The 22,164-nt window shown below is 64.6% G+C and carries 17 protein-coding genes; 9 read left to right on the top strand and 8 right to left on the bottom strand.

What is annotated here, in order from left to right:
* Positions 1–29 precede the first annotated feature (29 nt).
* The 5 genes from HY57_RS11150 (at position 30) to HY57_RS11130 (ending at position 7,881) form a co-directional block, all read left to right on the top strand.
* Positions 30–260, top strand: coding sequence for a hypothetical protein (locus HY57_RS11150; RefSeq protein WP_019466945.1), 231 nt, complete (start codon positions 30–32; stop codon positions 258–260).
* Between the two features lie 511 nt (positions 261–771).
* The gene (locus HY57_RS20885; RefSeq protein WP_100218279.1) at positions 772–2,343 is read left to right on the top strand and encodes a sensor histidine kinase; all 1,572 of its coding nucleotides are present in this window, start codon (positions 772–774) and stop codon (positions 2,341–2,343) included.
* A gap of 213 nt (positions 2,344–2,556) precedes the next feature.
* Entirely contained in the window at positions 2,557–3,969 is a 1,413-nt protein-coding gene (locus tag HY57_RS11140; RefSeq protein ID WP_081500728.1) for a DUF1254 domain-containing protein, read from the top strand.
* Positions 3,970–4,264: 295 nt separating this feature from the next.
* Positions 4,265–6,583, top strand: a complete 2,319-nt coding sequence (locus HY57_RS20880) for a winged helix-turn-helix domain-containing protein (RefSeq protein ID WP_050997980.1) — start codon at positions 4,265–4,267, stop codon at positions 6,581–6,583.
* Between the two features lie 425 nt (positions 6,584–7,008).
* The gene (locus tag HY57_RS11130; RefSeq protein WP_235186555.1) at positions 7,009–7,881 is read left to right on the top strand and encodes a hypothetical protein; all 873 of its coding nucleotides are present in this window, start codon (positions 7,009–7,011) and stop codon (positions 7,879–7,881) included.
* 112 nt (positions 7,882–7,993) lie between these two features.
* Here the strand turns inward: HY57_RS11130 and HY57_RS11125 are convergent, their stop codons facing one another.
* The gene (locus HY57_RS11125; protein WP_019466940.1) at positions 7,994–8,776 is read right to left on the bottom strand and encodes an NIPSNAP family protein; all 783 of its coding nucleotides are present in this window, start codon (positions 8,774–8,776) and stop codon (positions 7,994–7,996) included.
* 484 nt (positions 8,777–9,260) lie between these two features.
* Here HY57_RS11125 and HY57_RS11120 point away from each other — a divergent pair, with 484 nt between their 5' ends.
* Positions 9,261–10,661, top strand: a complete 1,401-nt coding sequence (locus tag HY57_RS11120; protein WP_019466939.1) for a glycosyltransferase — start codon at positions 9,261–9,263, stop codon at positions 10,659–10,661.
* The gene (locus HY57_RS11115; protein WP_019466938.1) at positions 10,658–12,067 is read left to right on the top strand and encodes a tetratricopeptide repeat protein; all 1,410 of its coding nucleotides are present in this window, start codon (positions 10,658–10,660) and stop codon (positions 12,065–12,067) included. Before HY57_RS11120 ends, HY57_RS11115 begins: the two co-directional genes overlap by 4 nt.
* A gap of 90 nt (positions 12,068–12,157) precedes the next feature.
* Here HY57_RS11115 and HY57_RS11110 read toward each other — a convergent pair whose 3' ends face one another.
* Positions 12,158–12,844 (bottom strand): class I SAM-dependent methyltransferase, encoded by a 687-nt coding sequence (locus HY57_RS11110; RefSeq protein ID WP_019466937.1) that lies wholly within the window; start codon positions 12,842–12,844, stop codon positions 12,158–12,160.
* Positions 12,845–13,437: 593 nt separating this feature from the next.
* Here HY57_RS11110 and HY57_RS11105 point away from each other — a divergent pair.
* Positions 13,438–14,202: a hypothetical protein gene (locus tag HY57_RS11105; RefSeq protein ID WP_019466936.1), complete on the top strand. Its 765-nt coding sequence runs from the start codon at positions 13,438–13,440 to the stop codon at positions 14,200–14,202.
* 96 nt (positions 14,203–14,298) lie between these two features.
* On the opposite strand, the gene HY57_RS11100 is transcribed toward HY57_RS11105, so the two are convergent.
* Positions 14,299–14,715: a hypothetical protein gene (locus HY57_RS11100; protein ID WP_019466935.1), complete on the bottom strand. Its 417-nt coding sequence runs from the start codon at positions 14,713–14,715 to the stop codon at positions 14,299–14,301.
* Between the two features lie 328 nt (positions 14,716–15,043).
* On the opposite strand from HY57_RS11100, the gene HY57_RS11095 reads away from it, so the two are divergent.
* Positions 15,044–16,798 carry a diguanylate cyclase gene (locus tag HY57_RS11095; RefSeq protein WP_019466934.1) on the top strand — a complete coding sequence of 585 codons (1,755 nt, stop codon included), beginning with the start codon at positions 15,044–15,046 and terminating at the stop codon, positions 16,796–16,798.
* Between the two features lies 1 nt (position 16,799).
* Here HY57_RS11095 and HY57_RS11090 read toward each other — a convergent pair whose 3' ends face one another.
* From HY57_RS11090 to HY57_RS11070, 5 genes are read right to left on the bottom strand one after another with little or no spacing between them, the layout of a single operon-like run.
* On the bottom strand, positions 16,800–16,997 hold the full coding sequence (locus HY57_RS11090; protein WP_019466933.1) for a BcsR/BcsP family cellulose biosynthesis protein: 198 nt from the start codon (positions 16,995–16,997) through the stop codon (positions 16,800–16,802).
* Positions 16,997–18,580 (bottom strand): cellulose biosynthesis protein BcsG, encoded by a 1,584-nt coding sequence (bcsG, locus tag HY57_RS11085; protein ID WP_019466932.1) that lies wholly within the window; start codon positions 18,578–18,580, stop codon positions 16,997–16,999. Before bcsG ends, HY57_RS11090 begins: the two co-directional genes overlap by 1 nt.
* 8 nt (positions 18,581–18,588) lie before the next feature.
* Positions 18,589–21,159, bottom strand: coding sequence for a UDP-forming cellulose synthase catalytic subunit (gene bcsA, locus HY57_RS11080; RefSeq protein WP_019466931.1), 2,571 nt, complete (start codon positions 21,157–21,159; stop codon positions 18,589–18,591).
* On the bottom strand, positions 21,156–21,962 hold the full coding sequence (gene bcsQ / locus HY57_RS11075; protein ID WP_019466930.1) for a cellulose biosynthesis protein BcsQ: 807 nt from the start codon (positions 21,960–21,962) through the stop codon (positions 21,156–21,158). The genes bcsA and bcsQ overlap by 4 nt, the downstream gene beginning before the upstream one ends.
* Complete coding sequence (locus tag HY57_RS11070; RefSeq protein ID WP_019466929.1) at positions 21,959–22,159, bottom strand: hypothetical protein; 201 nt, start codon at positions 22,157–22,159, stop codon at positions 21,959–21,961. The genes bcsQ and HY57_RS11070 overlap by 4 nt, the downstream gene beginning before the upstream one ends.
* Positions 22,160–22,164 lie beyond the last annotated feature (5 nt).

Genomic DNA, 22,164 nt, shown 5'->3' with positions numbered 1-22,164 from the left:
TCCCTATCAATCAACGTGGAGAGGCTGTCATGGGCATTCTGGATACCCTGGGTGAAGTCGCTGGTGCGGTGGCCGCCGTCGAAGCCGCCAAGAAGCTCGATCCGAACGCTGGCCTGCTGACCGAAGGCCTCGCCGCCGTGGCCGGCTTCAAGGGCGCCGGCAAGCTCGAAGACATGGTGGAGCACAAGGAAAAAGGCGAAGCGGAGTCGAACGAGGTCGAAGCACAGCCGCAGACCCAGGACAACGATTCGCAGGCCTGATCCGGTTGCCCTCGCGCACCGACGGCGCGCACCCGCAACCGCACGCAGCAGACAAAAAGCCCAGCGAGTGATCGCTGGGCTTTTTTCGTCCCGAAAAACCCACGCATCCCGCAGGCGGGCCCGCAACGCAGCCGGTGGAATCAAAAGCGCGCCCTGCCCGGGCTTTCCCGGATAGGGGCCGCTCTACCGGATGCTGCTGCCGCACCATGACCCGGGCAGACCCGCCATTCCCGCAGGCCGGGGGGCGGCAAACGACGGCATCTGGGCCCTCGCGCGCGAAAGCGCATCGCAACCCCGCGCAAAGCCGAACACGCCATGGCGCCCCACGGCACCGCCACGAAACCGTCATCCGCGGCTCAACGCCCCCGGTTTGATTGAAATGCGACCTGACACCGCTGTCGTGCTGGACAGCGTCAGCCATGTGCGCGACAACAACCAGCCAAGGGGGGGGCCCGCGGCGGAAACGTCCCGGAGCTGCGCCATGAAGAAGACAGCGCATGGGTAGAGAGACATGAGCGGAAAGTGGCTGTCCGGTAGTGTCGGGCAAGTTTTGCGGCTGACGGGCATGTTCGTGGCCACCGTCGTGACGCATGGGCTTACCTTCACCCTGTGGAACAAGCGCGGCGACGTGCAGATGATCCTGCTGTCGGGTCCCATGCTCCTCGCGGTGTTGATGTCCTCGCCCAAACGCTACTGGCCCGCCTATGGCGCGGGCTGGGCGCTGGGCATGCTCTCCCTCTCCGCCCTACGGGGATACCCCGTGCCGGTCATGGCACTGGCCTATGTGCTGTGCGTACTGTTCGTCTACACCACCGCCTGGGCGCTTGGCCGCTACCGTAGCGACCAGCCCATCCACGACTTTCCGCGCCTGTTGTGGTTTCTGCTGGTGGCGGCCGTGCTGCTGCCGCTTGCCGTTACCGCCATGGTGGTGACCCTCACTGGCATGCTCGCCACACCGCCCTGGCTGCACAAGGTCTGGTGGCACATGTCCCTGGCGATCTCGCTGGGCTTTGTGCTGCTCACGCCGGCGGTACTCAGCCTCACCAACCCGGCGTCGACATTGCGCAGGGATGCCATGCCGCTTCGCAGCGTGCTGCCGGTGATGGTGCTGTCGCTTGCGCTGATCTGGCTGGGCTGGCGCGAACTGGGAAGCATCGAAACCCTACAGCCGCTGGCGCTTATCGCGCCGGTACCTTTGTTGATCTACGTGGCGCTGCGCACGCAGATTCCCGGCGTCGGCATCGTCAACCTGGCCCTGGGCGCCATTGCCGCGCAGTTGAGCTTTTCCGGATACGGCCCGTTCCTGCAGAACGAACCGCGCGCAACCACCGTCAGCATCCAGCTGTGGATGGTGGGCACGTCGGTGGCGTCCCTGTTCTTCGCGGCGCTGGTGGAACAACGCCGCGCGACGCAGCGGGCCTTGTCCGCCAGCGGCAACGAGGTGATGCACCTGGCCGGGCGGCTTATCGTGGCGCAGGAGCAGGAGCGCGCGCGCATCGCCCGCGATCTGCACGACAACATCAACCAGCGTCTGGCTGTTGCCTCGATGCGACTGAGCGCGCTGCGCCCCAAGCTGGACGATCGCAACCGCAACGACGTAAGCCAGCTGCAGAGCGACCTGATCGCCCTGTCCAGCGATATCCGCCACCTGTCGCACGGTCTGCATCCCAGCATGCTCGCGCAGATCGGGCTCACCGCCGCACTGGACGAGTTGTGCATGGCCAACCGGCAACACAACGGCCCGGCGATCGACCTGAAGATGCCAGCCATCGTGGAAAACCTGCCCGCCGATGTGGCGCTGTGTCTCTACCGCGTCGCCCAGGAGGCGCTGGGCAACGCGCTGAAACATGCCCGCGCAAAACGCATCACCCTGGTGCTGCGCATCGACGCGCGACAAGTCGATCTGGACATCAGGGATGACGGGAAAGGATTCGACCTGCGCGCGACCGGCCGCCGGGGACTCGGCCTGATGAGCATTGGCGAGCGCACACGACTGCTCGGCGGCAGCTATCGCCTGCACTCCACACCCGGGCAAGGCACCGAGCTTGGCATACGCATTCCGCTGGCAGCGCAGGCCTCGTAGATCCGCGCGCGGCTTCGCGTCCGGGCAGGACAATTCACGGAGAAATAGGGCGTTTCATTGTCCGCTTCCGACCGAAAGCGGACGCCATAGCTGTGGCGCGATCAAGTGGCGTGACTAGGTAAAACTACTCGACACATCTGTGTAGATTTGCAGTCGCAATGAACGCCCCGTTTCAAGCAGGCTTCCTCCCATCTGGACGGGAGGCGATGAATCATGAAGCTGCTATCCGCCGCGCTATGTACGATTGCATTGAGCGTTACAAACTTGGCCACAGCCGAGGATCGCGCCGCCGGGCCAACGGAGCAAGAAGCCCACGACATCGCCAAGGATGCCTACGTCTACGCCTATCCGCTGATGCTGGAATACACGACGCTGCGGAAATTGAGCAACTTTGCCGAGCCTATTGAAGGCGACGCGTTCGGCCCGCCCAACCAGTTTCATCATGCGCGCGCCTACCCCAATCCCGATGACAAGATTGTCATTCGTGAGAACGTCGACACGCTGTACTCGGCGGCCACGCTCGATCTCAAGGCCGAGCCGATAGTTCTGTCGGTGCCGGCGACGGATAGATACTTCCAACTACCGATGCTGAGCCTGTGGTCGGATGTGTTCGCCGTGCCGGGCACGCGTACTACTGGCAAGAACACGGCGAGAAACTTCCTCGTCGTGGCGCCGGAGTGGCGTGGTGGTACGGCACCGGCGGGACTGGAAGTGATCAAGAGCCCCACCCGTTATGTGTGGATCATAGGTCGTACCCAGACCAATGGCGCTGCCGACTACGAGAATGTTCACAAGATTCAGGACGGGTACAAGCTGACGCCGCTCTCCGCCTGGGGCAAAGGAAACTACGTGCCACCCAAGGGCAAGGTAGACCCCAGCATCGACATGAAGGCGCCGCCGCCGGTCGTGGTGGACAAGATGGATGCGACGACCTACTACGGCCACTTCGCCGAGTTGCTCAAGGAGAATCCACCAAACCAAGTGGATTACCCCATCATTCACCGGCTGGAGCGCACGGGCTTCAAGGTCGGCCAGAGCTTCGATCTGGCGAAGGTGCCGGCGAATATCCGGCAGGCCTTCGAGCGTGGTTACGCCGACGGTAAGGCCCTGGTGGCGGCAGAGGGCGACAAGGCGGCGGGTATCCATGGCAAGGGCTGGGTCTATACCACGCGTAGCGGAACCTACGGCACGGATTACGTCTATCGTGCCGCCATCGCCCAATGCTGTATCGGCGAAAATCTTCCGCAGGACGCGGTCTATCCCTCGCTATCGACAGATAGCGAGGGCAAGCCACTGGATGGCAGCAAGAACCAGTACGTACTCCACTTCGCCAAGGGCAAGCAGCCGCCAGTGGACGCCTTTTGGTCGGTGACGGCCTACGACATCCAGGGGTACTTCATCCCCAACGTACTCAAGCGTCAGGCCATCGGCGACCGCGACAAGCTCGTCACCAATGCCGATGGCTCGCTTGACCTCTACATCCAGGCCGACTCCCCAGGAAAGGACAAAGAGGCCAACTGGCTACCCGTCGCCAAGGCGCCCTTCACCCTGCTCATGCGCCTTTACTGGCCACGTGAGGCGTTTCTTGAAGGGGCCTGGACACCACCGGATGTCGTCCGCCATTGACCCAGCGAGTGTCCGCTTTCGACACAGAGCGGACCGTCCTGAAGGAAGTGAAGTGACGCCCCTGGGGTGCGTCCCCAATGGGGTGTCGTGGACCGCCGCCTCCCATCCTTGGTGGGCATAACCTTTGCGTGCAAAGCCATGGTGAAGCTGGGCAACACCAGCGACCGGCGCAGATGGCATGGCAGGGAATGCCGCCATAACAAAAACGTCACGCGTGCCATGCACGGCGCCGCCACGCGCCCGGCGTAGGCTCAGCAGGAGCAGGGAACGTAAGCGGCACGTGGGGGGCAAACACATGGCTGCGGAGACTGCCTCTGCTGCCTGGATGGCGTTCGACGCGATCGAGATCGACATCCTTGGCCATCGCCTGTTTGTCGAAGGCAAGGAGGTCGGGCTCGAGCGCAAGGCATTCGCCGTACTTGTCCTGCTGGCGAGCGAACCCGGCTGCGTCCTGACTCGTGACCAGATTCTGGACAAGGTATGGGGGCACAGCCACGTCACCCCTGCCGTACTCAGTCGAATCATCGCCGTGCTGCGCCATGCGCTCGGCGAGAGCGGTGAAGAGTGCCGCTATCTGCATACCGTGCATGGCGTCGGCTTTCGGCTCGACGCCGACGTGCGATTCGCTGCGTCACGTGAGGATTTGATGGCGAACCGGGCGCCAGCGACCGCCGAACTCGAGGCGGCGCCGGCCCTCACCAGCCCTGAGGCCGCACTACCGGCCGCGGTGGCGGACGATCCTGCAACGCCCCTGCCCCGTGGCAAGACACGTCGATTGGATCGGCGCGCGGTTGTCGCGCTCTGGGGTTTGCTCGCGGTGGTGGCCGGACTGCTCGCCTGGCACCAGCTTGCCCGTCACGCAGAAGTCGCGCCCCCGGTGGGCGATCTGAAGTCCGTAGCGGTGCTGCCGTTCGAGAACCTCACAGCAGACCCGGACAACGCCTATTTCGCCAGCGGCATGCAGGACATGATCCTGACCCAGTTGGTAGGCATCGAGGGACTCAAGGTGATCTCCCACACCTCGACGGAGAAGTACCCGAGCCATCCACGAGACATCAAAACCACGGCACGACAATTGGGTGTGGCAACGCTGCTCGAGGGCACGGTGCAGAAGGAAGGCAATCAGGTGTTGGTCAACGTGCAGTTGATCGATGCGAACAGCGGCAGCCATCTTTGGGCGCAAGCCTACACGCGCACGCTGGGCAACGTTTTCAACGTGGAGGGTGAGGTCGCGCAAAACGTGGCCGAGGCGCTGAAGGTGCGACTGACGTCAACCGAGACCGAGCGCATGGACAAGCTGCAGACCTCGAACGCCGGCGCCTATGACCTGTACCTGCAAGCCGACGCACATGCCAATCGGGCTTACGATGATCTCGATCTGTCGCCATCTGAGTTACCGGTGGCGATCTCGCTGTACCAGCAGGCCCTGGACAGGGACCCGAACTACGCGTTGGCTGCTGCCGCGTTGGCGCGCGCCCACATCTACATGTATTTCTTCGCACCCGATCGCACCAACGCGCGGCTGGCAAAGGCGAAAGCAGCCGCCGACCGCGCCCTGGCGCTGCAGCCGAATCTGGGCCTGGGCCATTACGCGCTTGGGCTGTATTACTACTGGGGGCATCGGGATTACGCCGCCGCCTCCATCCAGGCGGAACTAGCCCGGAAGGCGTTGCCCAACAGTGTCGCGGTCGAACTCCTCATCGGCTGGATCGCCCGGCGTCAAGGGCGTTGGGGTGAGGCGATGGCGCGATTTCACATGGTCACCGTGCTAGATCCACACAATGATCTTGCGCTCACGGATCAAGCGTCGATCTATCAGGCCCTGCGTCACTACGCTGAAGCCGACCAGGCCTATGGCGCCGCCCTGACCATGAGTCGCAGCCCGGTGGGTGAACGCCTGGAGCAGGTCCTCAATGTCCTGATGTGGAAGGGCGATCCGACACCGCTGCGCTCCGCCATCGCGGCACTCGAACCGGGTAGCGATGCCTACGTCGGCAATGTCACGTACGTCTATGTCGAACGGTGGTTGGCGCGCGACTACGCCAGTGCCAGAAAAATTGCGGACGCAGACAAGGCGGAGAACTGGTCCGACCAGAACGACATAGTTTTGCCCCGGCGCCTGTATCTGGCGTGGGCCCTGCAAGCAGAGGGAGACACAGCAAAAGCGACGGCCGCCTATGTCGACGTGGCGGCCCATGTCCGCACTGCTCTGGTTGAGCGGCCCGACGACCCGGACCTGCATCTTGCCCTGGGATACGCCTATGCCGGACTCGGGCGAAAACCCGAGGCCATCGCGGAAGGCGAGCATGCCGTCGCCCTGCTCCCGGTCGCCAAAGACGCCGTTACCGGGCCGGACTTGCTCGCGCACCAGGCTGACCTCTATGTGCGGGCCGGTCAGCCCGATCAGGCCATCGCCGTGCTCGGGCGCGTGCTGTCCATGCCGGCGGGATGCATCCTGTCGCCCTCGGTGCTTCGGCTCGACCCGACCTGGGATCCGCTGCGAGATGATCCACGCTTCAAGGCGTTGCTGGTGAATACCCCGACCGTATGGAGCCTGCCGGTCACACCGCGGATTCACCCGGGCCGGATGGGAGAGGACGGCGGCGGCGAATAAGCCGGATGAAGTGCAGCGCGAATCCGGGATACGGACCTGTGGATCAAGTGTCCCGACGCCCCACGGAGACGCCCCACAAGTGCTGCGGCGCAGCAGCCACCCCGCCGGCAACGCCCGGCAGCCTGGGTAACGTCATCGGGCTAATGCGTTTGGTCTATTTCCGGTGGCCCGGAAAACGCCCAGATTGAAATGACCGCCCCGTGTTAACCAGCTCAGGTCCGTCGTCGAGCAGCATGTGTCATCGCGGCGTTGCGAACCGGACCTGACTCGTCGGCATCCGGAACGGAGCATGTCATGCGCCACTCAAGCCCGCTCATCCGCGTTGCACCGGGATATCCCTGGCGCGGGTCCGAACGTCTCTACTTTCTTGCGCATGCCGCCACGGCACGTACGCCGCGATGGCCCCGAGTGCATCACTTCAGCAGATGAAGCGCGTCGTCGCCGCGACCCTCCGTGGCGTGCAAGACCATCTCTGCATCACTCCACCTCAAGCGGGGCATTGCTCCGAAGGAGATCTCATGAAAACCTCGTCTCTTCGCCTCGCGGTTGCGCTGGCAGTGTCGTGCGCCGGCACCGCCATGGCTGCGGACAATAGCAGCAAGGTCACGGTCGTACGCGACTACACCGATATCGTGGCGCCAGCCGATCAGGCTGCGTACGAGGCGGGCGTCAAAAGCTTCAACCAGTGCCTGAGCCAGCATGGCTTCAAGTACACCTGGACCGCATGGACGCATGAGACCGGCGACACCTACGCTTACTCCTATGTCTCCGATCCGCTGCCGTGGGCCGCGTTCGATGCCATGCGCACCGCGGGCAAAGCCTGCGACGCCGCCATCCGCAGCGACGTCAATCCACACCTCAAAAGCGAGACCAGCGCGTTCTTCAAGACGCTTCCCGAACTGAGCCACATGGCCAAGGGCGTCACCATCAACTCGCCCTACATCGAAGTGATCTACTTCAAGCTCAAGCCGGGCCATGAGCCGCACGAAACCTTCCTCGACGTCGCGAAGAAAATCACCGCCGCCGCCGAAAAAACCAAATGGCCGGGTAATTTCGCCATTGGCGAAGTGCTCGACGCGGGTGCGGGCGCGCCCAACTTCATCGTGCTGCTGCCGGCGAAATCCTGGGCCGAGCTGGGCAAAGACCCCGACACGCCGCTATGGACGATGATGGAAAACGCCTATGGCAAGCAGGATGCGCAAGCCATGCGCAAATCACTGAACGATGCGATCCAGGAGCAAAGCTCGCACGTCGACAGCTACAGCGAAGAGCTGACCTACAAGGCCAGCAGCAAATAGCGGCGATATGCCGGACAAGCACAGGGGGCGCACGGTAGCGCCCTCTGTGCCGGGGACACCCCGGCGGCACGCATCGAAGCGCCCGATCGCGGGCTGGATGAACTCAGGAAGGTCAGCCGTGCAGTGCTGAACGGGGTGTGGGAGTCAGCCGCATGGCCTGGGTCTGTCCTGCCAGCCACGTGTCGAGGGTCGGGGTGATCCGTTGCGCCCAGACGCCCGACGCGATGAACGCGTCATGCTGCTTCGCATCGCGAAACACGGCCACGCCTACCAGCACCTGTTCGCCGGTGCGAACCGGTAGCCGGGGAAAGTTGTTCGGTGCGTTCTCGGTCACGTACCACGCGACGTCGTGGGCGCCGGCGCTTTCAAGGACGGTCGTCATCTCGTGCCGGCAGAAGTCCAGCAGGCGCTGGTCGGCGGCGGCCTTCAGCGGGAACACCGTGATGTCGATCAGGCCGGGCGGAAGGGAGGGAACGCCGACCGGAGCGCGTCCATGCGGTTGGTGCCGAAGGCCCGCGCCCGGCCACGCTGGCGTGAGCAGCAAGACGTTGTCCGAATCCACCATCGTGTCGTTGGCCGCACTCCGGTTGGCCATCCAGACGGGGCCGGTATAGAACCCCGTCAGCCCTTCCTGCCGCGCGGTCATGTCCTTGAATCCGCGCATCCAGACGAACTGGTCCGGACGGTCCAGGTCACGGAACTGTCCAAGCAGGCGCATGCCCCAGGCCTCCTGCGATTCCACGAACTCGCGTTCGAACAGTTCAATCAGGACATCCCGCTTGCCTGGGTGCAGCGTGTATTGCCGAAGCTCGATGACGGTGCACTCGGCGCAGTCGTCTGTGGAGTGCCGGGGTTCGCGGTCGGAAAGCGTGGTGGTCGGGGGCACGGAGGTCATGGGGATCCTGCGGAGCGGATAAAGGGTAAGCCCGCGATGGCCAGACAGGACGGGCACGAAACCCTCCCGGTCGCCGCACCATGCGGGTGTGTCCGCGCCAACCTAACGTGGATATAGGACGCTGCGTGTCCTATATCCGCCCCGGCGATGCACCCGTGACGGACCGCCGGCCCAACGGGGCGTCTCTTGTCAGTTTGTGACTTGAATCGCACAAATCGTCACCTTCTTCCGATAGGCGCTCGCCGCACGAACTTTCAAGTTACTGTTTTTACTTGGAACCATGAACGACGCCACTGGCACATTTTTTGCCCTGTCTGATTCACAAGACCGGCGGGCTCGACCGTGTACGTGCACCTGAATCCGCCAATGGTCAGGGGGAAGTACGGATAACCACCGATGAGTAAGCCAGCTCGCCGACATCATTCCGGCGAGCGTGGAACGGCTTATGCCCAGGGAAAGCAGCACCTGCGACGGGGAGATGGTCATGAGTGTGGATGCACCGCAGTGCTTCAAGGAAGCCGACTCGCTGAGGCCGCTGCAGCTGTCGCAGGCGGCGGCGAACGAGCAGCTTCGGCAGCGCTGGTATTACATGCCGGTACGCATGAAGTTTGGGCTGACGCTTGCGCTCTCGCTGACCTGGGCGTGCCTGTCATACGTCATCGCGCGGCAGTGGATAACCGAGCTGTCGGCACTCGTGGGTGTCGTGCTGGCCCACCTGATGATCTTTGGCATCGCCATCTTTCCCGGCTTCATGAATGCCTTTCTCGTGGTTGGCCTGTTGCTGGACCGGCGGCCGCCGCGCAGCCAGTTCCAGGACCATGAGCTGCCGGGCATCACGGTGCTCGTGGCGGCTTACAACGAGGAGGATTCCATCCTCACGACGCTCGCCAGCCTGGGCAAGCAGAACTACCCGGCACCGGTGGAAGTGTTCGTGATCAACGATGGCTCGACCGATCGCACGATGGAGCTGTTGCGCAGCGTGTCCTACCCCTGGCTGCACGTGATCGACCTGAAGTGCAACGGTGGCAAGGCCAATGCGCTGAACATCGGACTGCGCCAGGCTTCCTATCCGCTCACCATCACGCTTGACGCCGACTCCTACCTCTATCGCGACGCCCTGCTCCGCCTGGTGGAACGCTTCCTCAGCGACCCGCCGAACACGGCCGCCGTGGCCGGTGCCGTGCTGGTTCGCAACTCGCGCACCAACGTGGTGACGCGCATGCAGGAGTGGGACTATTTCCACGGCATCGCCGCGGTGAAGCGCCTGCAGAGCCTGTTTCAGGGCACGCTGGTAGCGCAGGGTGCGTTCTCGCTGTATCGCACGGATATCCTGCGCACCGTCGGCGGCTGGCCCGAATGCGTGGGCGAGGACATCGTGCTCACGTGGGCCATCCTGCGCGAAGGTCATCGCGTGGGCTATTGCGAGGACGCCATCACCTTCACCAATGCGCCGACGACGTTCCATCAATTTGTGCGGCAACGGCAACGCTGGTCGCGGGGGCTTATCGAAGCGTTCAAGGCGCATGGTGAACTGCTGCTGCAGCGTCGCATGAGCACCTTGTTCATCTGGTGGAATTTGCTGTTTCCCTACATGGACCTGGTCTACACGCTGGTGTTCATCCCGGGCCTGCTGCTTGCGTGCTTCGGTGTCTACTGGCTGGCTGGCCCCATGACGCTGCTGGTACTTCCCATGGCATTCCTGGTGAACGGCCTGATGTACCTGATCCAGTCGCGCATGTTCCATGAGCAGGAGCTCAAGGTACGGCGCAACCCGCTGGGCTTCCTGCTGTACACGCTGTTCTACGGCATCGTGCTGCAACCGGGTTGCGTGATGGGCTACGCCGCCGAACTGCTCAGGCTGCGCAAGCGCTGGGGTACGAAATGAACAGGCGGCTGCTGTGGCTTGCATTGCTGGTGCCGCCGGTGGCACACGCCGACCTGCCGTCGATGGCGAATGATATCCAGGCCGGCCGTGCGGCACTTTCCGCAGGGCAGCCGGCGAAGGCGCGCGAGCTGTTCGAGGCGGCGCTGGCGCAGCCCGGCGGGGCTCGCGAAGACCGCTACGCGGCCTCCATGGGGCTTGGCCAATCCTCGCTGTGGCTGGGTGCGTATCCAGGAGCGGCGTCTGCCTTTCGCGCAGCGCACGACCTGACCGACGACACCCAGGCGCAACAGGCGGCCGACACGGGGCTCGCGCAGGCGCTCAACGCGCAGGACTATCCACGCAAGGCCTACGCATTGGTGGAGCCGTTTGCGAAAGGCCAGATCCGGCCCACCGTTGAACTGATGCGGGCAACGCAGGCACTGGGCTGGCAGGACCTGGGCGCGAACTATCTGGACCTGGAAACACCGCCGCAGCAGGGTTACCTGGGCACGCAATATCAATTGCTCAAGGACGATATCCACTTCGCGCAGGCCCCCCAGCTCGAGGGCGACTTCGGCTACAGCCACGACAGCGATGGCCTCGATACGTTGCACCTCGGAGCAGCCTACCGCTTCGCACCCTCCTCCAGCGGCGACTGGTCGCAGCGCTGGGGCGTGGCGGCGGGCACCACGCGCGTGGATGACGGCGTGGCGGTGCATCATCTCGACGATCTGTCGCTGTTGGGTCAGCTGCGCATCGGCGAAAGCAACGTCGTCGATCTCGATCTGGGCCCCGGCCGCAGCGGCAGCTGGCATTACCTGCAGGGCACCGCGCGGTGGACCTTGCAGCCCAGCGACAGCTTCAGTCTCTCCACTGGCGCGGAACGTGCCCCCATTCCCACGGATACGGCGGTTGCCGACCGTTTGATCTACAACATCTACAGCGTGGGCGTGAGCTTCCGGCCCGCGGCCCGCTGGTATGTCCTGCCGACGTACTACCGCCAGAACTTCAGCGACGGCAACCACCGCGATGGTGGCACGCTGCGCGTTCTGTTGAGCCCCTACGACATACCGGGAACCCGCGGCGCCATCGGTGCGGAGTTCTCCGCGCGCATCTTCAACAGCAGCCTTCCCAGCCGCGGTGTCTACTTCAACCCCGCCCAGTACCGTACCGCGCAGATTGGCCTGGTGGGTGTGTACAGCATCAACCAGGACTGGAAGGTACGCGGCGTGGCGTCCGTCGGGCGCCAGGAGGTCGATGGCGCGGGAGCCAGTGCCTACACCGTCGGCGTCTCGCTCAGTGGCCGCTTGCCGGGCAACGGGCGCCTGGAGTTGCAGCTGGGCCGCAGTTCAACGGCATCTGCCAGCGGCGGCGGCTCCGGCTACTGGAACAACAGCATGAACCTGGCGGTGCGCTACCCGCTCTGAGCGCCACGTCGCCTCGCTTGGCCATGGCCAGGCGAGACAGCTGACACGGTGGCGGGCGCCCCCGCCACCTCACCACGGTACGACGGCCTTTCAGGTCAGGTGACCCTTGCCGTAGATATAGAAGTCGGCGAGCGAACCCGTGTCGTTGTCCCCGGTATAGGGATGGCGATTGGGTATGTGCCGCAGCAACCGCCATCCCGGCGCGTTCGCACGCACCCAGTGGCTGAACTGGCGATGGCGCACATGCGCGCTCGGCGTGTGCGGCTCGTCCCGGTCGGACGAATAGATCACGACATAGTCCTGCGCCGCACCGAACAAGGTCTGCATGTACGTTTCGTACACCTCGTCCTCGGTCAGGTGGTAGATCACATCCAGCGACAGCACGAGCTGGGCGGTCTGGCCGGTGTAGTCGCGCACCAGCATGAACGATTTGCCGGCGTCCCGGGCGAAGCGACGGGTGCAGGCATCGACAGCATGCGGGCTGACGTCCAGGCCGAGATAGGACGGATAACGCGCCAGCGTCAGCTGGTTGCCATCGCCGCAACCGAACTCGATCACGTCACGGATGCCATGGTGTTCAACGAAGTCGTTGAGCACGTCCGCCTTGAATTCAGCGAGCCGATGGTACGAACCCGCGCCGGAATTGCCGCCTTCGCGGTATCGCGTGATCCAGTAATGCTCTGAACCGTGGAAGGGCTTGGGGGGATTGAGCCATCGCCGGTACACATCGCGGGCAACGGGGCCGATGACGGGGATTCGCTTGATGAGGTTTTTCATGACGGCGCTCTTGTCACGTGAAGATCCGTAATGTCGCCGAGGCAGCTACCCCCATCTCACGCCCAGGCACCGATGTTGATTCGTCTTCCACCCTGCGGAGTGCCCGAGGGGTCGCGTCGATCGTCAGACACCATCGATCCTGTCAGGACACGACATGGCCACGCGGATGATGTTGTCACCCACGCAACCTTGTCACCCAAAGAGGACCCTGGATATTCAGGTTGCCGCCGATGATTCAATGAGGGCAGCGCACCCAAGGCTAGTCGTTCTTCGCCCGAAAGTGTCGTGATTGAACAGCCATGCCGCGACGCGACTTCAGCATCGAGATAGGTAGTTCTACTTATCGGCTGAGACGCCATGGGCGTGACTGGTTCATCGAGCACTGCTGTTCATGTGGCGAGCCATGGGGTGATCGCGTGCCATGACGCCGTTGCCTGCGCCGCGCGCCGGCCTGAACAACATGCGCGTGTCGCCCTGATTTCCGGCCGATTTGTTTTGACTCCACCTCAAGCGGCGCGCCCTGCTTCACTTCCGAATCGTGAAACCTCTACAGTGTCGCCTCCGGTCGATGCCATTCGTGCAAGGAGCAGCGCATGAGCTTCACGTTCAACCACCCGCTCGTGGTATTCGTCATCTCCCTGGTCGGCATGTGGATCGCGGGACGCCTGGGTGCCTTGTGGGGCCGGCGGCGTCCACCCAGCGAGTCGGAGCGCGACACGTTCAACGTGGTGCAAGGCGCCACCCTGACCCTGCTCGGGCTGATCATCGGCTTCAGCTTTTCCATGGCCATCAGCCGGTACGACCAGCGCAAGAATTACGAAGAGGCGGAAGCGAACGCCATTGGCACGGAATACGTGCGCCTGGACCTGCTGCCGCCGGAGGACGCTTCCAGGCTGCGTCCCATGCTGGCCGGCTACCTCGAACATCGCATCAAGTTCTACGAAACCACCGATCGCAGCCTGCTGCCGGATATCACCTCGCGCAAGAACGCCCTGCAGGCCAGCCTGTGGAGCGCGGTGACCCTGCCCGCCAGCCAGCAACCCACTCCCATCACCGCCCTGGTGGTGTCGGGCATGAACGATGTGCTGAATTCGGAAGGCTATACGCAGGCCGCATGGTGGAATCGCATTCCTCCCGCTGCCTGGCTTCTGATGGGTGCCATCGCGCTCGGCTGTAACCTGCTGGTGGGCGTGGGTTCGCGCCGCCCCGCATCGGGAACGGGCCTGATGATGGTGCTGCCGCTGGTGGTCGCGGTGTCCTTCATGCTCATCGCGGACATCGACAGCCCGCGCGGTGGACTTATCCGCGTCGTGCCGCAGAACCTGAAAGCCTTGCTGGCGACCATGCCGCACCCTTAAGCGCCGGGCCGAGCGCAGGCGCGACAAGGTCCACGGGTTGTTGCCGGCGTTACCAGCCGGCCAGCGCCACGATGGCGCCAGTCACCACGGCGGTGATCAGCGTGCGGTTGATGCGCCTGTTTTCATGAGTGCCTGAAGTTCGGCGAGATCCTTGACGTTGACCATCAGGCTCCCATCGGTGGTGGTGCCGTTGGGGCCCATGTAGCTGTGCTGCAAACCGTCCCTGGACTGGTCGGTCAATTCCACCAGCTCGCGGCCATCCTTGTTCACCGGCCGCAAGGTGATCTCATGGACGGTGCCGTCGGACGTGGTCACGACGCGCTTGTAGGCGCCCTCGATGGTTTCGCTCCAGACGAAGTTCTGCCTTACCTCATCAATGGAAACCGTATAGGCGTGCCCGGAAGGCACGATGACCGGCGGTGCCACTGCCGCCGTGACGATGCCGGCGGAAACCGCCAGACCGGCCACAAACCCCATGCCCACGAGCACAAACGGACGTCCAGAAGGAAACATGACCCTCTCCCCGGTGTGATTCGACAAGACAGATGAGGCCCGGACAAGCGCCCATCCTTGCGACCGGCAAGCCGGGGAGGAAGTTCCACCGCGGAGCGCTACCGCTCGATGCGCCCGGCGGACGAGGGCCGACAGGCGGGAACGATGTCAAAAATCCTTCACGCACGTGGATGGCTTGCCACCCACGGAGCCATCACGGGGAGCCACCGACACTGTGCGCCGGGAACAGGGGGACTGGCGCCGGGGCAGGCAAGCATCCGCGTCCGTCACGGGCTGTCGTGGGCGAAGCCGCGGCGGTGGATCACTTTCTTCCGGACGACAGGAACGCATGCCCTCCACGCTGCCACCAAGCGAATCGATCAACCGCCGCTTCCGTTATTTCGCCGCCATGCTCTACCTGCTGGTGGTGGCGCTGGTGCTGGCCCTGTTCGCCATGCAGTGGAAGGGCTACCGGGATGCCCGCGAGGCGAAGAAGGAATTCAACGTACTGAGTGCCGCGCTGGGCGCCATGGCCGACGTGTCCAGCGAACGCCGCCCAACCTACGCCGTGTCGGTACTGGGGGAACCCGAGCCGCAGCCGTGGGTGCTTGCCCTGAAGACCGCGCGACAGGCCACCGATGCGCGCATGCTCGCGCTGGAGGCGGCCCTGCGCGACCCCGAATGCGGCAACTGCGCCGCGCACATGCCGGCCTGGGAGCACGCGCACGAGCAGCTGGTGGCGGCGCGCGAGAACCTGGATGCCATCATCCACAAGCCGCGTACCGACGAAGCGCTGCTCGACGGGTTCGCCCGCCTGTCGAGCGTGATACCCCGCCTGTCGTCGATTGCCGAAATCGGCGCCCTCGGTGTGGTTCGCCAGAACGCCGACGTGCAGAGCTATCTCCTGGTTGCGCGCTTGTCGGGCCTGCTGCGCGAACAGGCCGGGATGATCGTGTCGCAATTTGGCCCGGCGATCGTGTCGCGACGCGCCTTGAGCGACAAGGAACTCTTCGGCATCGCGCGCACGCTGGGCAGGATCGAGCAACTGCGTTCGCTGCTGCAGCCCAGCATCCGGGTGCTGCCGTCGAGGCTCCAGGCCGACTACGCCGAGCTCGACCAGCGCTACTTCGGCGATGCCCTTGCCATGCTCGAGCGTGTACGGCAGCAGGTCGGCCACCCGGATGGCTTGCCCGAGTCACCCATCGAGCTCACCGAAACCTACGGGGCCTACATCACGCCGATCAACCAGTTTCGGGACGACGCGCTGGTGCTGGCGGGCAAGACCATCGACGGCAGCCTGCGCCGGCACGTTATCTACCTGATCGCCAGCGGCACCCTCGCCGCGGTGTTGACCGCGATGTTGCTGCTCATCATCTGGCGGTTCCGCGAGAGGATCATCCAGCCCGTCGCCGAGGCACGGCGGTTCATCCTTGCCATAGCTTCGGGCGATGCCACGGCCGAGCTTCCCCGCGAACACTACGGCAACGAAATGCAGGAGCTGTTCAGTGCGCTGAACGTGCTCAAGCAGAACGACGCCAAGCGCGTGCAATTGGAGCTGGAACGGCAGCGCCTGATCGATGAATTGCAGACCATGGCCGAAACCGATGCCCTCACCGGCCTGCTCAATCGCCGCGCACTGGAGAGTCGCGCCCGCGTGCTGCTGGCCGACCAGCGCGGAAGCGATTCGGTGATCGCGCTGATGATGCTGGACATCGACCGCTTCAAGCGCGTGAACGACACCTACGGCCACGAAAGCGGCGACAAGGCGCTGGTGATGCTGGCGGCCGTGTGCCGCGATACCGTGCGTGCCGATGACATCGTCGCGCGTTTCGGCGGCGAGGAATTCGTCATCCTCCTGCGCGTGCAGTCGCCGGAAGTGGCCCATGCACTGGCAGAGCGCCTCCGGCTGCGCCTGCACGACGAGACAGTAGTGGCGACCGATGGCCAGTCCTTTGGCTTCACCGTCAGCATCGGCCTTGCCTGCGCACGCCGCGAGGCGGGCAAGGAGATCGACATGGAAGCCCTGTTCCGCGAGGCCGACGCCCTGCTCTACCGCGCCAAGCAGAACGGCCGCGACCGCACCGAGGCCGCCCCGACAGCCTGAGTCATTCCTGGCGCCCGGGGCCTGCGTCGTGCGGATACAGCACATCGGCCAGCAGCGGCCAGCGCCTGCGCGCCGCCGCCTGCAGGTCCGCCGCCTGGCTGTCGTAGTAGCGTGCCGCATCCATGCCGGGCACGTAGCTCGCGTAGGTTTCGATGTCGCTGGGCGACAGGCTGGGGTTGGCGTCCTGCGGTGCGTTCATCACTTGCCCTCCATCCACACGCCGTCGGGGGTGTGGATCACGTAGCCATTGGCCGTGCCCAGGGTGACCGTGGTGTCGTTCTCGCCCACCAGCCGCGTCTGCGGCAGGTCGCGCGCGTACTGGTCCAGCGCTGGCGCATGGGTCTTGAAAGGACTGTTGGCCACCAGGTTCGACACCAGCTGCGCCAGCGCGAGGTAGCTGGTGGGCGTATCGATGGCAACGGCATGTCCCGAAGGCGCCTTGTCCGCCGGCAGGCCGATCAGCCGCACGCCCACGGGAACATGGATGATGTGCGGCGAGGGAACTTCGCGCAGGCCGGCGATCTGTCCCGCGTCGCCGCGCAACGCGGCGCCGTGCTCGGGCACGAAGATCACCACTGCCTTGCGGCCGGAACTGGCGATCACTTCGGTGAAGCGGTCGATGTCGTTGAGCAGCCGCGTCAGGCGGATGGGGTAGGACTGCAGGCTGGTGAGGTTGTTGCCTGGCAGGCGATTGCCGTCGTGCATCGTCACCGTGTTGTAGTACAGCGCGACCGGGCCGCCACCCTTGGCGGCCTGCTGCTGGTACCACCGGGCCAGCGCGTCGTAATCGTTGACGAGCTGGGAGCCATCGAACTCCCTCATGAAAGGTGGCAGGCCATCGACCGACTGCGGCTGGATGCCGGGACGGCCGATCTCGCGCTGGATCAGGCCGACGAAGTCATCGAACCGGCCGTTGTGGTTCATCATGAACTGCACGTCGTAGCCGGCCGCGGCAAGGTCGGCAAACACATGGCAGTCCGCGGCATCGGCACTGTACAACTCCTGGTGGGCCTGCTGCCCGCAGGACGCGCGCAACAGGCGGATGGCCGCCGGCCCGCTGTAGCTCGCCGCGCTGCTGAAGTTCTTGAACACGTAGTCGAACTTGTCGAACAGCGGGTTGTCGCGCATGTTGGCGACATCCAGATCGTCCCACGACAGCGAACAGACGTGGATGACGATGATGTCGAACTGCGCATCCTTGTCCGCACTCTGCGGGAAGAACGCCACGCGGCGGCTCTTCTCCGCATGATGGAACGCGGCCAGCTGCTCGTCGTAGCTCCCGGTGGAGCCCTCGGCGCCCGCGTTGACGATGCTCGCGTCGGCACGCGGATTGGCCGCGTAGCCCTGCGGCTGGCCGGACCGGGCGATCAGCGTGCCCATGCCCTGCCACAACGGGAAAATCACCAGTGCCAGCAACACGAAGGTGGTCACGCGCACCCAGCGGTTGACGATGGCGTAGATCACCGCGACAAGAATGGGGATGTACACCATGGCCGGCCGGAACACGCGCCGCAACAGCTCCATCATGTAGCCGGGCGAGAACGAGGCCAGCCCGGGGATCTGCCTGAGCACATACGCGAATGGCGGCAGGTTCGACTGGTAATAGAGCAAGGCACCGCCCGCGAGCACGGCCAGCACCTGCCGCGTCACGCTCTGCCAGCGCTTGTGCAGCGGTACCAGCAAGGCCAGCGCGAACAGCAGGTTGAGCCACCAGACCGGCTGGATGTCGCCCGCCCAGGCCAGGTAGAGCACCGCGATGAAGTAGAGGTTCCAGAATCCCATGCGTTACCTCATTGACCCGGCTGGCGCGGTTTGCGCACCACGACGGCTTCCGCGGCATCCAGGCAGGCATCGAACAGCCGCAGCACGCCCTGGTAGCCCATCTCGATCACCTCCACGAAGCTGTGCAAGGGGGCGTCGGGCACCAGTTCCTCTTCCCAGCGAACCCATGCATCGGCGCGGCCGAAGGTGCACTGGATCAACTGGGTTTCGTTCTCGTACGACCATTCCTCGAACTTGAGGCCAAGGTGCAGGCCGCTGTAACGCGCCACCACCGCGGGAAAGTAGTAGTCCGTATCGCCGCGCGACAAGGCCACGCCAAGCCCCTCGCCCCGTTCCAGCGCCAGCTCCGCCGGAAGCACGATGCCCAGGCCGCCCGTCGAATAATTCTCCGTGTGGCAGGCGATGGTCTTGCCGTCCGCGAGCACCAGCGTGGCCGGCACGCGCAATGGCACGTGGTGGGAAACACGCACCTGCTTCGCTTCCTTCGCCACGCCCACCGCCGCGCCCAGCATGGCCACGTTGAACAGCGACCACACCATGTTCATCAGCACCGTGACCGGCTCGTCGCGCTGCACGGTGAAAATGCGCACCAGCCCCGCCACCAGGCCGGCCAGGTTGATCGCCAGCAGCCACACGTAGGGCTTGGAGGTGGCCCAGTCCAGGTACTCCTGCTCGATCAGGCCGCCCTTGGCCGTGACGTTGAACTTGCCCTTGCTGGGGTTGATGAAGGCGATGGTGGTGGGCAGCACGGTGTACCAGGCCAACACCGATTCGTAGACCTCCGCCCAGAAGGAATGGCGGTACTGGCCCTGGATGCGTGAATTGGCCAGTCCCGACACGAACAGGTAGGGGAACACGTAAGCCATCACTGAAATGGCATCCGCACCGAACACGTGCAGGCCAAAGAACAGGAAAGCGCACGGCATGGAAAGAAAGATCAGGCGCGGAATGCCGTAGAAAAAATGCAGCATCGCGTTGCTGTAGCAGATGCGCTGGAAGAAGGTGAGGCCCTTGCGCAGCCACGGGTTGTCGATGCGGAAGATCTGCGACATGCCGCGCGCCCAGCGGATGCGCTGGCCGATGTGGCCCGACAGGCTCTCGGTGGCCAGGCCCGCGGCCTGCACGATGCGCAGGTAGGCGGTGCGGTAGCCACGGCGGTGGATCTTCAGCGAGGTATGCGCATCCTCGGTCACGGTTTCCACGGCAATGCCGCCCACTTCCATCAGCGGCGCGCGCCGGATCACCGCGCAGGAGCCGCAGAAGAAGGTAGCGTTCCAGAAATCGTTGCCGTCCTGGATCAGGCCATAGAACAGGCTGCCCTCGTTGGGGACGCGCAGGAAGGTGTCGTAGTTGCGCTCGAACGGATCCGGCGAGAAGAAATGGTGGGGCGTCTGCACCATCGCGCACTTGGGATCGGCGATGAACTCACCCATCGTGGTCTGCAGGAAGGAGCGGGTCGGAATATGGTCGCAATCGAAGATGGCGACGAACTCGCCGCTGGTCATCGACAAGGCGTGATTGATGTTGCCGGCCTTGGCGAAACGGTGTTCCTCACGCGTGATATAGCCCACGCCCACCTCGTTGGCGAAGCGGTTGAATTCCTCGCGGCTGCCGTCGTCCAGCAGGTAGACGCGCAGCTTGTCGCGCGGCCAGTCCATGCTCTTGGCGGCCAGCACCGCCGGGCTCACCACCGACAACGGCTCGTTGTAGGTCGGGATATAGACGTCCACCGTGGGCCAGCTGTCGGTGTCTTCCGGCAGCGGCTTGGGCTGCCGGTTCAGCGGCCATGCCGTCTGGATGTAGCCGAAGAACAGCACGATCCAGGTGTAGATCTCCGCCGCGAACAGGATGTAGCCGAAGATGGCCTCGATCGGCGCGGCGAAATGGAGCGTCTGCGTGATGCGCCACCACATGTAGCGCCCCGTCATCAGGATCGACAGCGACACCATCAGCATGGTCGGCCATCGGCCCGGAATGCGCCGGGCCACGATCATCACCGCGCACACCAGGATGAACAGGCGGAACTGGGCCTCGATGGGCAGGGGCGTCGTCCAGAAGGCGACGGCCACCAGGAAGGCCAGCAACAGGATGACCTGCTTCAGGTGCGGGACGCGGTCCAGTCCGGACGACCAGTGGTTCACCCGTTCGCTGATACGCGCCCAGGGCACGCCAGGCAATCGGGAAGACACGGCCTGCCCTGCCCGGTTCATGACGCCGTGCACCGGCGCCAGCCATTGGCCGATGCGCCCCAGCAGCATCGAACGTCGACGCGTGCCGCGCTGGTGGCGCACGCTGCGCAGGTTCGCGGCCAGATGCACGCGTCGGCGACGCGGGCGGAAAAACAGGCGCTTGAGCCAGGTCGCGGCGCCTTCGTCGTGCCCCACCGCAAGCGCGAGGCGAAGATACTGGCTCAGCCGCTTCACCCCGTGCGCCGGCCAGTCGCGCTGCCCCGGGGGCGGCGCGCGGAACACCAGTCGCAGTAGCCACATGCCGCGATCCGCATCGGAGTTCACACCAAGCTGCTGCGCCAGCAGCGGCCGCAGGCGTGACCGCCAGGACGCGGGCGCCAGCCGGTTCATGCGTTGCCTCCACGTGCGGACGCGAGCGATGGCGACGCGGTACGGATCCAGTTCGACAACCAGGTGGCAAGGCCCTGCATGTCGTGGGCCGCCTGCGAATGCGGCGAGCTCTGCACGAAGCTCTCGTTGCGCGCCAGCGATTCGGGAATGCCCGCATCCGCATGCACGCGATAGGCCGATAGCTCCGCGCCCAGCGTGTCGCGCAGCAGCGCGAGGATGTCGGTGTGCAGCCGCGATGCCGGCGATACCGCATTGGCCACATAGACGGCCTGCTTGCCCAGCGCCTTCAGTTCGCTGCGCAGGCGCGGCAGCGTGGCGCAGGCCAGCGGCGTGGGTGGCAGTACCACCAGCACCAGGTCGGCGGCGGCCATGGCTTGCGTCGCATGCACCGATGGCCAGGCCGGTGTATCGACCAGGGCCACGCCGTGCCCCGGCAGGTCGATGCGGGTCAGCAGGTCACGCAACCAGGCCGGTTGTCTGTACAGGGCCGCCGCGACAGCGACGGAAGTCTCACCCTCCGGCCCTCGCCCATCGTCGCGCGCCCCGCCCCACGGCAGCCACAACACACCGTCGTCGGTCTGCAGGGCCGCGTCACTCCAGTCGTCGGCTGGCCCGAGGATGTGCGACACCAGTCCTTGCCGTGCGGGCGTGCGCCAGCCGCAATAGAACGTGAGCACGTTGCGCGGATCGCACTCCACCGCAAGTGCGGGATGCTTGCGCGCCATCAGCAGGCCCGCCAGTGAGGCGGTGAGCATTGTGCGTCCCGCGCCGCCGACGGAGGAAACGATGGCGATGGTCTTCATGCCTTCCTCCCCGGGCTGCCCACGCGCTTGCCGCGGATGACCAACCCTTCGAGCTGGGACGGCAACTGCACGGCACGGCGGCGGAACAGCGAGCGCGAACGCGCCAGCCAGTAGCCCAGGCGGAATCGCCACCACAACCACCACAGCGGCGCCGCGATGATCAATCCCCAGATGAAGAAGTTGATGAAGGTGTTCATGGCCG

This window comes from Dyella japonica A8, assembly GCF_000725385.1.
Lineage (GTDB): Bacteria > Pseudomonadota > Gammaproteobacteria > Xanthomonadales > Rhodanobacteraceae > Dyella > Dyella japonica_C.
Note: the sequence above shows the minus strand (reverse complement) of the source record. Positions and strands in the feature narration are given on the sequence as shown.